The 15378-nt window shown below is 59.1% G+C and carries 15 protein-coding genes; 5 read left to right on the top strand and 10 right to left on the bottom strand.

Annotated elements, in window-relative coordinates; all coding sequences use genetic code 11:
• Nucleotides 1–273: 273 nt before the first annotated feature.
• Nucleotides 274–507: a hypothetical protein gene (locus MWH26_RS07680; protein ID WP_244696009.1), complete on the top strand. Its 234-nt coding sequence runs from the start codon at nt 274–276 to the stop codon at nt 505–507.
• A 378-nt stretch (nt 508–885) separates the two neighbouring features.
• Here MWH26_RS07680 and MWH26_RS07675 read toward each other — a convergent pair whose 3' ends face one another.
• The 5 genes from MWH26_RS07675 to MWH26_RS07655 form a co-directional block, all read right to left on the bottom strand.
• Nucleotides 886–1440, bottom strand: a complete 555-nt coding sequence (locus tag MWH26_RS07675; protein ID WP_247976740.1) for a 2'-5' RNA ligase family protein — start codon at nt 1438–1440, stop codon at nt 886–888.
• Between the two features lie 127 nt (nt 1441–1567).
• Entirely contained in the window at nt 1568–2962 is a 1395-nt protein-coding gene (locus tag MWH26_RS07670) for a M28 family peptidase (RefSeq protein ID WP_247976739.1), read from the bottom strand.
• Nucleotides 2963–3071: 109 nt separating this feature from the next.
• Complete coding sequence (locus tag MWH26_RS07665; protein ID WP_247976738.1) at nt 3072–3638, bottom strand: histidine phosphatase family protein; 567 nt, start codon at nt 3636–3638, stop codon at nt 3072–3074.
• 66 nt (nt 3639–3704) lie between these two features.
• The gene (locus MWH26_RS07660) at nt 3705–4700 is read right to left on the bottom strand and encodes a DUF1028 domain-containing protein (RefSeq protein WP_247976737.1); all 996 of its coding nucleotides are present in this window, start codon (nt 4698–4700) and stop codon (nt 3705–3707) included.
• A 454-nt stretch (nt 4701–5154) separates the two neighbouring features.
• Nucleotides 5155–5856: a TIGR04283 family arsenosugar biosynthesis glycosyltransferase gene (locus MWH26_RS07655; protein WP_247976736.1), complete on the bottom strand. Its 702-nt coding sequence runs from the start codon at nt 5854–5856 to the stop codon at nt 5155–5157.
• Nucleotides 5857–6186: 330 nt separating this feature from the next.
• Here MWH26_RS07655 and MWH26_RS07650 point away from each other — a divergent pair, with 330 nt between their 5' ends.
• Entirely contained in the window at nt 6187–6456 is a 270-nt protein-coding gene (locus MWH26_RS07650) for a hypothetical protein (RefSeq protein WP_247976735.1), read from the top strand.
• Nucleotides 6457–6787: 331 nt separating this feature from the next.
• Here the strand turns inward: MWH26_RS07650 and surE are convergent, their stop codons facing one another.
• A complete protein-coding gene (gene surE / locus MWH26_RS07645) occupies nt 6788–7657 on the bottom strand; it encodes a 5'/3'-nucleotidase SurE (protein WP_247976734.1) in 870 nt (289 codons plus the stop codon).
• A 140-nt stretch (nt 7658–7797) separates the two neighbouring features.
• Between surE and MWH26_RS07640 the strand changes: the two genes are divergently transcribed.
• The 3 genes from MWH26_RS07640 to MWH26_RS07630 all read left to right on the top strand — a co-directional run bounded on the left by MWH26_RS07640 (nt 7798) and on the right by MWH26_RS07630 (nt 10998).
• Entirely contained in the window at nt 7798–8493 is a 696-nt protein-coding gene (locus MWH26_RS07640; protein ID WP_247976733.1) for a hypothetical protein, read from the top strand.
• Nucleotides 8494–8610: 117 nt separating this feature from the next.
• The gene (locus tag MWH26_RS07635) at nt 8611–9045 is read left to right on the top strand and encodes a DoxX family protein (protein ID WP_247976732.1); all 435 of its coding nucleotides are present in this window, start codon (nt 8611–8613) and stop codon (nt 9043–9045) included.
• A 219-nt stretch (nt 9046–9264) separates the two neighbouring features.
• Complete coding sequence (locus MWH26_RS07630) at nt 9265–10998, top strand: M14 family metallopeptidase (protein ID WP_247976731.1); 1734 nt, start codon at nt 9265–9267, stop codon at nt 10996–10998.
• Between the two features lie 135 nt (nt 10999–11133).
• Here the strand turns inward: MWH26_RS07630 and MWH26_RS07625 are convergent, their stop codons facing one another.
• The 4 genes from MWH26_RS07625 to proC form a co-directional block, all read right to left on the bottom strand.
• Nucleotides 11134–11970 carry a hypothetical protein gene (locus tag MWH26_RS07625; protein ID WP_247976730.1) on the bottom strand — a complete coding sequence of 279 codons (837 nt, stop codon included), beginning with the start codon at nt 11968–11970 and terminating at the stop codon, nt 11134–11136.
• Nucleotides 11971–12028: 58 nt separating this feature from the next.
• Nucleotides 12029–12832, bottom strand: coding sequence for a hypothetical protein (locus MWH26_RS07620; RefSeq protein WP_247976729.1), 804 nt, complete (start codon nt 12830–12832; stop codon nt 12029–12031).
• Between the two features lie 124 nt (nt 12833–12956).
• On the bottom strand, nt 12957–14204 hold the full coding sequence (locus tag MWH26_RS07615; RefSeq protein ID WP_247976728.1) for a bifunctional 3,4-dihydroxy-2-butanone-4-phosphate synthase/GTP cyclohydrolase II: 1248 nt from the start codon (nt 14202–14204) through the stop codon (nt 12957–12959).
• Nucleotides 14205–14567: 363 nt separating this feature from the next.
• The gene (proC, locus tag MWH26_RS07610) at nt 14568–15371 is read right to left on the bottom strand and encodes a pyrroline-5-carboxylate reductase (protein ID WP_247977073.1); all 804 of its coding nucleotides are present in this window, start codon (nt 15369–15371) and stop codon (nt 14568–14570) included.
• Between the last annotated feature and the right edge of the window lie 7 nt (nt 15372–15378).

The following is a 15378-nucleotide window of genomic DNA, read 5'->3' as shown; positions in this document are numbered from 1 at the left end:
TAAACTCTCTTACCAAGGGGTAAGCACAAGCTATTTTGTAGCCAGGACTGATAAAAATATTTTCACGCTCGGATATCAACAAAGTGCAGGAGGTAATCGTATGGATTTCACCAGACTGCTATTCTTCATTTTAAATGATGCGCGTGTGCCAGTCTGTTCGTAATCCGGAAAAATATTCTTGCGTCATGTTGGATAGCAAAGTATTTATTTGGGCGAAACAAAAAAATCTTCAACTTTGAGTATTATTCGTCTTCCCAAAGATTTAAACTAATCATGGCAACTGCTGACCTTAACAAATTGCAACAGATTTTGGCTAACGCCGAAGAAAACGATGCTGTTCTAGTGCAGATCCGCAAGCACGTAGTAAAAGTAAATGAGCTAATGGCGGAACTGAATGCCATGCTGGAGCCCGGTTTCCGGGTTGAGAAAAAAGAGCGTAAGCCCCGTGCCGCCAATAGCACCGGTAAGCGCCCCGGCCGCCCAAAGAAAAATGCCAGCGCTGAGTAATTCAGCCTTGTTAAGAATATAAAAAATCCCGCAGCTTGGTTTCAGGCGGCGGGATTTTTATTTACTAGGTCATGTGAGCAAAAAAAGCTTGCAAATAGGTATGAGAACGTCATGCCGAGGCCGCGCCGAAACACCCCTTCCGCTGACGTTGCAATCGTACACGTCCTGCCTGATCTAATGTCCGCAGAACCGATGGCCCCTTACCGCTTCGTCCTCGCGTAGGAGTCAGCCAGAGGGAGGAGCGCTTCAGCTGCGCGGACGCCAGATTAGGTAGGGCCCGTTATTTTAGTACTGTTCTTATATGCATAGTACCACCAGCCCGCGGGGTGCTTTGCTCCTGCTCGGCAGGACAGCCGTTGAGCCATCTGGTAACAGTTTCTAGTCTGCCAGGCCATGTGCCGGTAGTAGATACACGGTTTCCTGCACTTGCCATTTACGTCCATCGTGTTGGTAAAGCACCAGTTCTTCCCAGGCGGCGGTTGCCGCGTAGCGGCGGCTTGCAAACTCTGCGCGTAACTCGGGCACGGCTGCGGGGGGCAAATCACGGGTGGCGAGGGTGACGTGGGGTACGAAGGGCCGAGTAGGTGCGGGCACGGCGGGCAATTGCGTAGCGCACCAGTGGCGCAGGGCCTCGTGGAGCTGCTGCACCGCCTGTGCCTGCGCCACATGCACATACAGCGTGCGGCTCTGAAACCAGGCAAAGTCTTCCAGCCCCACCAGGCAGGCCTTTTGCGCACGACCAAACTCCCGTAAGCTGGCCGCGGCGGCGGCGGCAAACGGCGCGGGCTGGCGCAGGGGTGGAATTAGCGTGATGTGCGGGGGAAGGTTAACGGCGTTGCGGCTGCCGGTTCGCTGGTGCATTTCCTGCTTCAGGGCCCAGATGTCGCTACGAATAGGCTCTGGGGGTAGCAGGGCCACAAGAAATAGATCCATACTTAACTGAAGCTATAAGGCGACGAAAAAACAAGTCCCGGCGAAAAGGCGGGCACCTTCTTACCGGGACTTGTACGAATACGTAGGGCAAAAAAGCCGCTTTGCGGGGCGGTTTGCTACCCCAGGCCTACAGGCCGTACTTGCTGAGCAAGTAAATCAGGGAGGCCATGCTGGCCCCGCCCAGTTCCAGCTCGCGGCGGTTCACCTTGTCGAAGGTGTCGGCGGCGGTGTGGTGAATGTCGAAGTAGCGCTGGGAGTCGCAGTCGTAGCCAATGAGGGCTTTGGCTTGACTTTTCAGGGAGCCGATGTCGGTGCCAGCATGACCCGCCACGAATTCGCCGCTGCCGTAGGGCTGCAATAGCGGGGCCCACTGCTGTACCTTACGCACGGTGGCGGGGTCAGCCTCGATGTTGAAGCCCCGGGGCGTAAAGCCGCCCCCATCTGACTCCATGGCGGCCAGGTGTTTTTCGCCGGCTGCCTTGGCCAGCTCGGCATATTTGTTGCCGCCGCGCACACCGTTTTCTTCGTTCATGAACAATACGGCCCGGATGGTGCGCTCCGGCCGCAACCCGGCGGCTTTTAGCAGACGTAGGGCTTCCATGCTTTGCGTGCAGCCGGTGCCATCATCGTGGGCGCCCTGGGCCAAGTCCCAGGAGTCGAGGTGGCCGCCTACGGCAATGATTTCGTCGGGGTACTTCGAGCCCTTGATTTCGCCTACCACGTTGTAGCTTTTCACTTCGGGTAGCTGCTGGCAACTCATTTCCAGCTCTACAGTCAGGTTGGGGTCGGCTTTAAGCAGGTGGCTGAGCTCATCGGCGCCGTTGGTGCTCACGGCGGCGGCCGGTACCTTGGCTACCTGCTCATTGTAGTTCATAGTGCCGGTGTGGGGGAAATCGTCGTGGGCCAGGGTGAGGCTACGTACTAGCGCGCCCACCGCGCCCCGCTTAGCGGCTTCCACGGCCCCGCTGCGGCGCTGGTCGCCGGCTTCGCCGTAGGCCCGACCGGTTTCTACGTATAAGGGGTTCATGGGCCGGTTGAAGAATACTAGCTTACCTTTCACTTTATCAGCGGGTAATGCAGCCAGCTCCTGCATGCTATGCACTTCTACAACTTGGGCTTTGAGCTTACCATTGGTTCCAACGGAGCCGCCCAAAGCGCACACGTTCAGGTTTACGCCCTTGCCTTTGCTGCTCTTAATCTGGGCTTTTTCCTTGGCCCCGCGCACCCAATGCGGCACCATCACCTCCTGCAGGTACACCCGGTCGAGGCCCATCTTTTCCATAACCGTTTTGCCCCACTGCACGGCCTGCTCGGCCTGGGGCGAACCGCTTAGCCGGCCGCCAATGGTAGTGGTCAGGTAGCGCAGGTTCTCGTAGCTCTGCCCGCGGGCTAAGGCTTCATCGTAGATTTTTCGAATGACGACGGAATCGATTTTAGAGCCGGTGGTTTGAGCAGTTGCAGTTCCGGCGGAAGCCAGCAGCAACAGAGCACCCAGGGTAAGGCAGCGAAAGGAAGTGCGCATGAAAAGGAAGAGAGTGACAAAACAACACCGCCCGCCAGGGCCAGGGCTACCGCGGGCGGCTTAAAAGTAGCAGAAAACGAACGTGGGTTGCAGCAAAAGCACGCCCTGGCTACCGTACTCCGTAGCGGCGGGCCACGGCCGAAGCAGCTTGGGTAGAATCCTGCGGAATCCGCACTTGCAGCAGGTAATCATACTCACTGTCCTGCACGGCCGGCACCGGACGCGGGGCACCCAGCGCTTCTACGGTTTCCAGAATAGTGTTAGAATGACCCACTACCAGTACCGTTTGACCCTTGTACTCCCGTCGGATGCGGGCAGCTAGGGCCGCTAGCTGCCGGGCATCGTAGGGCTGCACTGGTAGCTGGCGGGCGGTGGCCAGGGGCTCGGCCGTACTGCGGGTACGCGTGGTAGCGGTTGAGAAAACGGCCGTTATTGTGGCCTTGCGTAGCGTATCCACTAGGGTTTGGGCGCGTTGCTTGCCAGCAGCCGTGAGCGAGGGGTCGGGCAGCCCGGGGGTCGGGTCTTTTTCAGCGTGGCGCACCACGTACACCGTAGTGAAAGCGGGCTGGCTGGCCTTCCGGGGTTCCACGGAAGCGCAGGCACCAGCCAGCAGCACTACGCATACCGGCAGCAGCCACCGCCACAACCGCAGGAAAAGCAAAGATGAAAACAGCATACTTACAGGAAGAAAACAGGGTAGAAAAAGAGAGCTTTTGAAGCTAGAACTCTAAGCAGCCAGGACTTACTTAGCCGCTAGAATCTGCTTGAGCTCCGCATCGCTGACGGTAAGCAGGCCGACTTTGAGCAGGCGTTGAGTGAGCGTACGCCAGTTGGCATCTTGCCGGAAGATAGGCCCCAGCAGCTTGATGGCCTGGGGCACCTGCTGCTTGTTAGCCAGGCTGATGGCGTGCCAGTACTTCATTTCCAGGTTTTGAGGAAAGAGCTTTTCCGCGGCCTCGTACTCCCGGATGGCGCCGGGTACGTCGTTCTTTTCCACGGCCAAGTCGCCGGCGTTCATGTGCTCGTAAGCGCGGTGCAGGCGCAATAGGCGGGCCAGCTCCTGGAGGGGCTCGGCGGCATCATCTACGCGCAAGTCAATGGCGCGGTCTTCCCAGACGCCCGCGCCCGGTTTCGCCCGCACCACTAGCAGCGCCGCCGACTGCCGCCCCCGAATGTCGCCGCCAGCGGCCTGAGCGGCTTCCAGCGCTGCTACTACCCGCTCAGCGAAGGGCAGCTTGATATTCTGCTCGTAGGCCTTGGCCATGGCGGCGGGCACGGTGTTATTGAGCATCATGTTGGCCTGAACCGAAAATTGCGGGCCTTGCTGGTGGCCGGCCATATCAATGCACTTACTGCCGGTGTGAGTAGCCACGCGACCCTGGTTGTCGATGATGGCCACCTGCCGCACGTCGCGGCCTTCATCGGTGCGCAGCAGCTCGTCTAGGGCCTGCTGGGCCGATTTGCCGCTTTTCAGTAGGGCAAGCCCCCGGGGGCCGAAGGATTTGTTGGTGAAGGACTGGGTGGCCACAGCCCCTACCCCAGCTTCGGCCCAACTAACGCTAGTGCCTACTGAAAACCAGTGGCTTTGTACGGCTACGGCTAGGTCACCCGTTTGCGGGTCGCGGGCCACAATGCTGTAGGTATGGGCCAGCGGATCGGAAGCGGTGTACACCTGCGCGGCTGCGGGGCGGGTCAGCAGCGTCAGGACCAGGGGAAGAAGAAAGGCGAGTCGTTTCATAAGCTAAAGCAAGGAAGAATCGTGGCACGGCGCAAATTACCAGGCCTCTATCCTTGGCGGGAAGCCCAACTATTCGCTCGGCCAATGACTCGCGTAGCGCTACTTCAAAGCCCTGCGCCTAGGCCTGCACTTTCCCACCATGCAGCTAGCCGACATATTGACAGATGAATTTACTAAGTCCGTTATAATTACTATAACTATTTTAAAATCAACAGTATGTATAATATCATGTCATGAATAAGTTTAGAATAAACTGAAGCTATTAAGCCAGCTTAGCGTCACCACAGACTGCCTTGGACAGTCGCCTACCCCTGCTGACCTGGACGGGGTCATAGCGGGTGCTTAGGTAATTTCTACTCGACTAGACAGCTGGCGGAGGAACCCCGTTTTTGCTCTTCTACTCAAGCTTGATAACAACTCACTCACGCTTGCCCTTGCTTGAAAATAAGCTCACTCACCATCTGATAAGACGTCGGTATAGGTTGACTAGGGTAGGCTGGGAAACACCCAGCCAGTGCAGAGTGGCAATGAGGGTGAAAATGGCTTGGAGCCGGAAGACCCCGTTCTCCCGGTACTTGCGGGCGGAAGTAACCACGGCTTGTGATAACACCCGGAATGGGGCTTGCTGGCGGAGGCGACCAATGATTTCCTGATCTTCCATGACGAGGAGTTGCTCGCGGTAGCCACCGGCCCGCTCGAACACGGAGCGCGTCACGAAGAGGCTCTGGTCGCCGAAACGAATGAGGTCCACGTCGAAGCGCGTAAACCAGGCATTCAGGCGCAAAAACCAGTGGGAATAGTCGAACCGGAGGCGGAAGCAGCCGCTGCCCGCGCCCCCGGCCACTGCCGCCCGAATGGAGGCGAGGAAGCCCGGGGGCGGGTAGGTATCGGCGTGCAGAAAATAGAGAAGGTGGCCCTGGGCGTGGGTGGCCCCGTAGTTGAGCTGCGCCGCCCGCCCGCGCGTGGGGCACTGCACCACGCGGGCGCCGGCGGCCTGCGCCACGGCCGCGGTACCGTCGGGACTGGCTGCATCTACCACCAGCAACTCGGTTGCGGGGTCAGCCTCGGCGCGCAGGTAGTTCAGCAGGTGACCCAGGCCCGCGGCTTCGTTATAGGCCGGAATGATAATGCTAACCGAGTCAAGGGGTGCGTTCAAGGAAAAGGAAGCGGGTGAGGCCACAAGAACCGATATTTTGCGCTACCAACGCAAGCGGGTTTCCTACCCTTGCTGCCGGGCTGGTTGCTCGGCCGGCCTCACAATTTCCTCGCGGTGGGCTGGCGTATGGTGCCTTGCCCTGTAGCTACGGCCTGGGCTTGCCCATTGCTAAAATCATCGTCGGGTTTCATCACAGTGAGTTTACCTTGGAATCAGAGGTAGGCTGGGGTAGTACGTTCGCCCTGCAGTGTCCTTGAGTGAGCCGCAAGCACATCCGTGGCAGTGCCACTGCGTAAAAGACGCTAGTATTCATTCTCACCCTCCCCGCCCATGAAAAATGTACTTGCCCTGCTGACCTTGTCGGTTTTTGCCTGTGGTGTCCAGGCCCAGGCCGTTCAGCAAAAAACCACGGCCACCCATACTTCCACTGCCGCCGCTACCACCTCGCGCACAACAGCGCGCACCCACCAGCTAACAACGCCCAGCGGTAACACCCACACGGCTACTCGCACCCACACCGTAACTAAGCCCGCCCCAACAAACAAAACCACTACCGTGCGCCGGACCGCCACAACAGTACGCCACGGTGGTTCCCGCTAGCTGACCCTAGGTTGACGTGGCCTATATGTAGGGCTAGGCGCTCTGTAACCACTGCATGTTTTGCCTAGAATGATAAAGCTGCTGGTAGCGGCCTTGCTGCTCTTGAGGCTAGGTCGGCACCCAACACCAAAAGCAGCTTGTAGCGTTAATACCCATCGTCCGCTAGCGTCTTCCTAAGCTCTGCACACGCATTGCCCGCACTCCAGTTCCATTGGCTCGCCTGCCCTAGCATAGCCTCCAACCCTTACAGGCAGAAACCTCCTTCTCGTCCAGCAAAAAGCCCCGACTAGCAGTAGTCGGGGCTTTTTGCTGGACGGAAAATCTTTGTCACCTACCCTAGTCCTTCCGCCGATTCGCCCGGCGCCGGTTGGGCACTACCTAGGTGCGGGGCCTGGGCTGTAACGCCTTGCGGAGTGGCACTGAGCTGCCAGGACGTATTCATTTCGCGCAGGGCATAGAGGGCCGTGAGGTCGAACTGACAGGGCACGATGGAAATGTAGTTATGGGCTAGGGCGTACTCGTCGGTGTCCTGCCCCTGGTCCTCGTTCACGAAATTACCCAGCAACCAGTAATAGGGCCGTTTGTAGGGGTCGTAGCGCAAATCGAACTCTTCCTGCCACTTGGCCCGGGCCTGGCGGCACAAACGCGCCCCCGCAATGGGTTCGGCCGAGTTCTTGGGAATGTTGATGTTCAGGGCCGTTCCTTGGGGGATGCCGTGCGTTAGGGCCTGCCGGCACAGGTGCTCTACCCACTCCTCCACGTGCGAGAAATCGGCCCCGTGCCCGTAGTCGCACAGGGAAAAGCCGATGGCAGGCAGCCCCTCAATGGCCGCTTCAATGGCTGCCGACATGGTGCCGGAATACAGCACGTTCACGGAGGAGTTGGAACCGTGGTTGATGCCCGACACCACCAGATCGGGGCGGCGGTCCTTGAGCACATGGTGCTTGGCCAGCTTCACGCAGTCGGCGGGCGTGCCGCTGCACTCATAGGCCTCTACCCCTTCGAAAATAGTGCTTGGGTCGAGGCGCAGGGAGCTGCCGATGGTAATGGCGTGCCCCATGCCTGACTGGGGCGAGTTAGGTGCTACCACCACCACCTCGCCAATGCGGCGCATGACGCGCACCAGCGTGGCAATGCCAGGAGCCGTAATACCGTCGTCGTTAGAAATTAGAATAAGCGGTGGGCGGGTTGCAGCAGACACAAGCAAAAACAGTCAGTGAAGAAGGAGAGCGGACAAAAGTAGGCCAGGGCCGCTGACCGACCCGGCTCGTTTGCAGTAGCTAACGCCCTTCGCCCCCGTCAGGTTTTCAACACTAGCCTTCGGGCCTGCGTATAGCCCGCATGCAACACCGCCTATTTCCAGTCGTTAGCACCCTGTCTGTTAGCCTTTTAGTAGCCACCCTAACGGGGTGCGACTCCACCACGACCCGCAACGCTACTGACCCGGGTACGCCGCCTTTTACGTCTGCGGCCGGTACGGCCGGAGCCTCCCCCGGTGGAACCTCCGTGGCGCAGCAGGCCAGCGCCCCTACCCCCACGCCCGGCGCGCCTACCCCCGATTCGCTGCATCTGCTTAGTCCGGGCCGGGCTGGCCGGCTCCGGCTGGGTATGCGGGAGGAGCGCCTGAAGGAGGTAGTACCGGCCAACCTGCTGCGCGCCACTACCTACCAAGACCAGGGCCACACCCTGCCCGCTTATGAAATGCGCGATGCCCAGCAACCCCAGGCACCGCCTACTGTGCTGCACCTCATCGGCGACTCCTCCACCGGATTTCGTCTGCGCCGCATTCGCATCTACGATCCGCAGTACCGCACTGCCGAGGGTATAGGGGTAGGGTCGCCGTTCGGAGCAGCCCGCCAAAATCTGGGCCTGACCAAGGTGCGCGACACGCCGGCGGGGTTTGCGGCCGTGTCGGGCGAGGTGCAAATGGCTTGGCTGATTGACCCAAACTCGTTGCCGGCTAAGCATCCGGCGGAAATTAGCTCGGCGGAGGTGCCGCCGGCGGCCCGGATAACGGGGGTATTACTTTACCAGTAGCTGCGTTGGCGGGTCAGTTGCATTCCGCTGCAAATATTGTACTTTGGCAACGCCGGAGGTAGCCGCCTACGTCCGTATTGTTGAACTTACCCGCCCCGGCTCGCTCCCAACTCGCCTATGGCCCTGTTTGCAAACCGTTACCGCACCCACGACTTAGGCCTGCTGCTGTTGCGCGTGGGCATTGGCGTAATGTTTACCATACACGGCTACCCCAAGCTCACGGGCGGCCCCGAAGCCTGGACGCAGGTAGGCGGAGCCATGAAGCTGATCGGAATAAACTTTGCCCCGGCCTTCTGGGGCTTTCTGGCCGCCGCCGCCGAAGCGGTGGGTGGGCAGTTGATTGCCATTGGGCTGTTTTTTCGCGTGGCGTGCGCCCTGCTGTTGGGCACCATGATAATGGCCACCATCATGCACCTGAGCAGTGGCCACGACTTCAATACCTACTCGCACGCCCTGGAATCGGCATTCCTGTTCCTGGGGCTGGCCTTTGCCGGTCCGGGCAAGTACAGCGTTGACCAGCTGCTGTTTCCGGCCCCCCGCCGGTTGTATTAGCTCCTAGACAGGTAGCTCAATACAAAGACTACCCATTCCTGTGGTTAGCGCTACTCGCTAGCATTTTCTATTCATCCTGCCCATTGTGAGGGGTTATTTTCGCCTGAAAAAGTTGCTTCGGCGGCTTGCTTCGGCGCGAAAACATCTTCCGCCGTGCGCAGGATGACGTGTTTTTAGGCTACTTGCACTTCCGACTTCGGCTCAGCTACCTTTTGTCATATGCTTGCACTGCTGCTCTCCTCCTTTCTACTGACATCCCCGGCCTCCCCTCCAACCGACTGGCGCACGCCCTTCGAGAAGGGCAACGGCAACACTACCACAACCCACGCTGAGTGCATCAGCTACTACCAGCAGCTGGATGCTGCCTACCCCGAAATTCAGCTGCGCGAGGCCGGTACCACCGACAGCGGCCGGCCCTTGCACGAGGTAGTAGTGTCGCTGGATGGGGACTTCGAGCCGGCTTCCGTGCGGGCCAAAGGGCGGCGCGTCGTGTTCATTCAGAACGGCATCCACCCCGGCGAACCGGAGGGCATTGACGCCAGCATGATGCTGGCCCGTGACTACGTGCAGAAAAAGGAGTTGCGCCGACAGTTGGCCGATGTGGTGCTGGTTTTCATTCCTATTTATAACGTGGACGGGGCCCTCAACCGCAACTCCACTACCCGCACCAACCAGAACGGTCCCGAGAGCTACGGCTTCCGCGGCAACGCCCGCAACCTCGACCTGAACCGGGACTACATCAAGCAGGATTCGCGCAATGCCCGCGCTTTCGCCCAGCTGTTTCAGCGTTGGCAGCCGGATATCTACGTGGACACCCACACCTCCAACGGGGCTGATTATCAGTATACCATGACGCTGATTGCCACCCAGAAGGACAAATTGCACCCGGCCCTGAGCCAGTATCTGCAGCAGCGGCTGCTGCCGGCCCTGTACGGCGGCATGGATAAGAAAAAGTGGTACTTAACACCCTACGTCGACTTTGAGGGCCGCACGCCCGATGCCCGCGGTTTGGTGGGCTTTCTGGAAACGCCGCGCTACTCCACTGGCTACACTACCCTATTCAACACCATCGGGTTCGTGACAGAAACCCACATGCTCAAGGCCTATACCCCGCGCGTAAAGGCTACCTATGACTTCCTGGATTTGCTGATTAAAACCGTGCACCAGGACGGAGCCGCCATTGCCCAGGCCCGGGCCGCGGCCGCCGAGCAAACCCGCACCCAGCAGCAGTTCGCCCTGGGCTGGCGCCTGGACACTACCCAGGCCGAGCGCTTTACCTTCCGGGGTTTCGAGGGCAAAACCAAGCCCAGCGAAGTCAGTGGCCTGCCCCGCCTCACCTACGACCGGAAGGCGCCCTACACGAAATCCATTCCCTACTACAACACCTTCCAGCCCACCCTAACGGTGCAGCGCCCTACCGCCTACGTCATTCCGCAGGCCTGGGGCGAGGTAGTGGACCGCCTGCGCCTGTCCGGTGTGCAGCTCCGGCCGCTGACTTCTGATACCACCATCACGGGCGAAGTGTACTATATCCAGGACTATAAAACCGGCCCCCGCCCCTACGAGGGCCACTACCTGCACAGCCAGGTGCAGGTGCGCCCGGTGCGCCAGGCCCGCCCCTTTCTGCGCGGCGACTACGTGGTGAGCCTCAACCAGCCCGCCGCCCGCTACCTCATCGAAACCCTGGAGCCCCACGCCACCGATTCCTTCTTCGCCTGGGGCTTCTTCGATAGTATTCTGCAGCAGAAGGAGCACTTCTCCGACTATGTGTTTGAAGACGTAGCCGCCGACCTGCTGCGCCGCCAGCCCGAGCTACGCGCCCAACTGGAAGCCAAGAAGAAAGCCGAGCCAGCCTTTGCCGCCAGCGCCGCCGCCCAACTCGATTGGGTCTACCGCCAATCGGACCACTACGAGGCTTCCCACCTGCGCTACCCCGTTATGCGGGTGCTATAACGCAGAGATTATACAGGACGCGTAAGCCCGTCATCCTGAGCCGCGCGAAGGACCTTATCACGCCAGCATAAATCGTAACAACGACTTGTTCTGACGTGATAAGGTCCTTCGCTGCACTCAGGATGACGGGCTAAGTTATTTTTTGCCCGTCCCGAGTGAGTTGGCGTAGTTCACTAGGTAAGCCAGCTCGCGGGCTTCGGTGTAGCTGATCTTGTTTTCCTTGGCGTACTGCTCAATCTGGCGGGAATGGGTGTGGAAGTAATTGAGCAGATCCTTTTTGGGGTTGCGCAAGGTTAGCACATTGCCATTGGGCAGGCCCAGGTAGAAACTGTCCTTTACATCCGTGTAGTAGCCCATGGCGCGGCCGGGCAGGCCACCACCATAGCCGTATCCGCCGTAGCCGTACGGGCCGTTGTAGGTGATGGGGCGCTCCACCAGCCCTTCGCGCCGCAGCAGAATAATGGGGCCGCCGCTAAGCTGCTCGAAAAAGCCGGGGGCCCGAAAGTCGCTGTAGTCATTGTCGCGGTTCCAGCGGTAGGTCCGGAACACGCGGACCAGGGTGGTATCGGGCCGCTCGCGCCGGCGTGGAGGAGGTAAGGTGTTGAAGTAGGGGTTGCCGTAGTAGTATCCCTGACGCATGGAGTAGAAATCGTCATAGTAATACCGCTCCCGGCTGCGCTCGTACCGCTCGCCCTGCACGGCAAAGCTCTGCACGTTTACGGCGGGCAAGGTGCGCACCGTATTGTCGTTCAGGGTCATGGTGAGCATTTCTTCGGAGCGGTGCAGGGCCAGCGGGCCGGCAATGGTGTCGCCGGTGCTGAGCAGCACCGTGGCCCGGTTGAACTGCTGGGTAAAGCCCTGCCCACCCCGCTGGGCCTGAGCGGCCAAGGGCAGCAGAAGCATAAACCCGCACCAAAAAGCCCGAGCGCACCCAGGCAGACGCGCCGGCACATCATAGATAAATGCTTTCATAGCCGTAAATAAGAAAAGAACATCTTACTTCCCATGACCAATTATGAAAGCGTCTGGTTCACGGTTGAGGCGCCAAAGAATTGGCGTAGTTCACCAGGTAAGCTAGCTCATTCGGTTTCTTGAACCCAAGCTTGTGCTCCTTGGCGTACTGCTCAATCTGGGTTTTATAGGCACTGAAATAGGTTAACAGATTGTCTTTGGGGTCGCGCAGGGCATACACCGTGCCGTTGGGTAATCCTAAATAATACTCACGCTCATTGCTGAGGTAGCGGTTGTTACCACCACCGATGGATCTTCCGCCCAGAGCAACGGGCATCGTATCGGAATGGCGTATTTCCAGCGTCTCATGACGCAGGAGCACCACGGGTCCGGCGCTGAGGTGTTCAAAGAATCCATACCCCAAAAAGTCGCTGTACTCATTGCCATGATTCCAGCGGTAGGAACCGTACACACGAGATAGTTGGGGGTCAGGCTTGGCTAACCGGGCGGGAACGGGCTGATCAGGAAAGGCGGCGCTTCCTTGGTAATAGCCTTTACGCATGGGCGCGAAATCGTAGTAATAGCTCTCCTTCTGAGCCCAATCAAACGGACCGTAGTGGTCGCCCTGCACCACAAACTTCTGCACCGCGGCTGCCGATAGTGTCCGAATGGAACCATCAGAAACAGTGACGGTAAGGGTTTCCGTAGCGTGCTCCGAACGATGCATGATGAGGGAGCCCACTATAGTTTCACCGGTGTTCAGCAGCACCTTGGCCCGATCAAAATGTTGCGTATAATCCCTGTATTGATTTTGCGCCAGGGTAGCACCGCTCAGCAGCAAGATGGCCGCCGTGAGGCAAGCAGAAAAGTAGTTTTTTCTCATACGTAGCTTCAATAGTAAACAGCACTAGGTAGGGGCTTGAGCCGTCTCCCTGCATTAGCGAACCTCACCAGAAACTATCGGGTGAGGCTCGCTAATTGTAAATACATTGTAATTACTAAACAATCTACAGCTCCGTCAGGGCCGCGTCAACATCTGGGTGGGGGGTGCGGTCCTTGCGTAGGATGGTGTGGCCCAGCTTGTCGCGCTTGGTAGTGAGGTAGCGCTCGTTGTGTTCATTGGGCTCCACTTCAATGGCTACCGATTCCACGATTTCGAGGCCGTAACCCATCAGGCCGGTGCGCTTGCGGGGATTGTTGGAGAGCAGGCGCATCTTGCTGATGCCCAGGTCGCGCAGCAATGCCGCCCCTACCCCATAGTCGCGCTCATCCATACCGAAGCCCAGCTCTACGTTGGCTTCTACGGTGTCACGGCCCTGCTCCTGGAGCTTATAGGCGCGCAGCTTGTTCAAGAGGCCAATACCGCGGCCTTCCTGGTTCATGTACACGACCACGCCGCGGCCCTCGCGCTCAATCTGTTGCATAGCGCGGTGCAGCTGGGGGCCACAGTCGCAGCGGCAGGAGCCGAAGATGTCGCCGGTAACGCAGGAGCTGTGCACGCGCACCAGCACCGGCTCGGGGCCCGAAATGTCGCCTTTCACCAGGGCCAGGTGCTGGGCATTGGTGCTGCGCTGGGTGTAGGCAATCAGGTCAAAGTCGCCGTAGTCGGTGGGCAGCTTCACGGAAATTTCCCGCACAATCAGGCTTTCCTTTTCGAGGCGGTACTTAATCAGGTCCTGAACCGAAATCAGCTTCAGGTTCCACTTATTGGCAATTTCGCGCAGCTCGGGCAGGCGAGCCATTTCGCCGTCTTCCTTCAGAATCTCAACCAGCACCCCAGCCGGCTCGAAACCTGCCAGGCGAGCTAGGTCAATGGCGGCTTCGGTGTGGCCAGCGCGGCGCAATACGCCATCCTTGCGGGCTTTGAGCGGGAAAATGTGGCCCGGCTTGCCCAATTCCTCGGGCTTGGTATCAGGGTCGATGAGAGCGAGAATGGTCTTGGAACGGTCGGAGGCGGAAATGCCGGTGGTCACACCGTTCTTCAGCAAATCAATGCTGACGGTGAAGGGGGTAGCGTGCAAGGCCGTGTTGCGGCCCACCATTAGCTCCAGGCCCAACTCTTCGCAGCGCTGCTCAATGAGCGGGGCACACACCAGGCCGCGGCCGTGGGTAGCCATGAAATTGATTACTTCGGGGGTGGCACAACGGGCGGCGCAGATAAAGTCGCCTTCGTTTTCACGGTCTTCGTCGTCCACGACCACCACTACCTTTCCGGCGCGGATATCAGCAATGGCGTCTTCAATTGAATCCAACATGGAATCACGGGTTTAAACGGATTATTCGGATTTCGCGGATTCAGGAGGTGTAGGCACCAGGGAGCCCCGCAAAGTTGCTGCTACAACCAGCAACAACGCCGCGAAGTTACGAGTGGTGAAGTTGTGAAAGGGGAAATTGTGAAATGGTGAAAGAGTGATTAAGTGAAGTGTGTCATGGCGAGGCACGAAGCCATCCGTCCTGACCAACGTGCTACTCACTAACATGTGACAAGCCCTTACTATCCGTGCTGGAAGTAAGGGCTTGTCATATTAGTAGGCGTTAGGCAAAAGAGAGGAAGGATGGCGTCGTCGTGCCTCCTCGCCATGACACACCCTTCACCATTTCCCTATTTCACCATCTCACTACTCCTTTGCCAGCTCGGTGGCGCGGTGTTGGGCGGCTTTGATGCCGGCGGCGAGGGTTTCGGCGAGGCCGCCGGCGCGGAACTCGCGCAGGGCCGCCTCGGTAGTACCGCCTTTAGAGGCCACGGCGGTAATCAGCTCGTCGGGGGTTTTGTCGGAGGTGTTGAGCAGGTGGTAGGCCCCGAGCATGGTTTGCTTAACCAGCAGCCCGGCCACTGATTCCGAGAAACCTAGCTCCTGCCCCGCCCGCATCATGGCCTGCACGATGTAGTAAAAGTAGGCCGGCCCGCTCCCACTCACGGCCGTCACGGCATCCAGCAGGCTTTCATCTTCCAAGAAAATGGAGCGCCCGGTGGCATTGAGCAGGTTCTCTACCTGGTGCAGGCGGCTGCGCTCTACCTCCGCGGCCGCCGAAAACCCCGTGATGCCCATGCCCAGCAGCGCCGGCGTGTTGGGCATGGCCCGCAGCACCTGCTGGTGGACCAGTTCCCGCTGCAGACGCGCAATTGGGATGCCGGCCATAATGGACACGACCACTTGCTCGGGCCGCAGCACCTGGCGCAATCCTTCGGCAACCTTGCCAAAATCCTGGGGCTTCACGGCGACCAGCACCACGTCGTAGGTGCCCACCGTTGCGGTTAGCTCGCTGGTTGGCAGACCGGGGTGGGCGGCCAGCAGGCGCTGGCAGTGCTCCTGGTGGCGACCCAGCAGCAACAGGTCAGCGCGGGCTACGAGGTTATAGTGTAAAAAGGATTTGGCGAAGGCCATGCCCATGTTGCCGCAGCCCAAAATAGCAATCCGCAGGGTTTTC

The organism is Hymenobacter sublimis (genome assembly GCF_023101345.1).
In the GTDB taxonomy this organism is placed as follows: Bacteria; Bacteroidota; Bacteroidia; order Cytophagales; family Hymenobacteraceae; genus Hymenobacter; species Hymenobacter sublimis.
The sequence above is the reverse complement of the archived record's forward strand: the minus strand, read 5'-3'. Positions and strand labels throughout refer to the sequence as shown.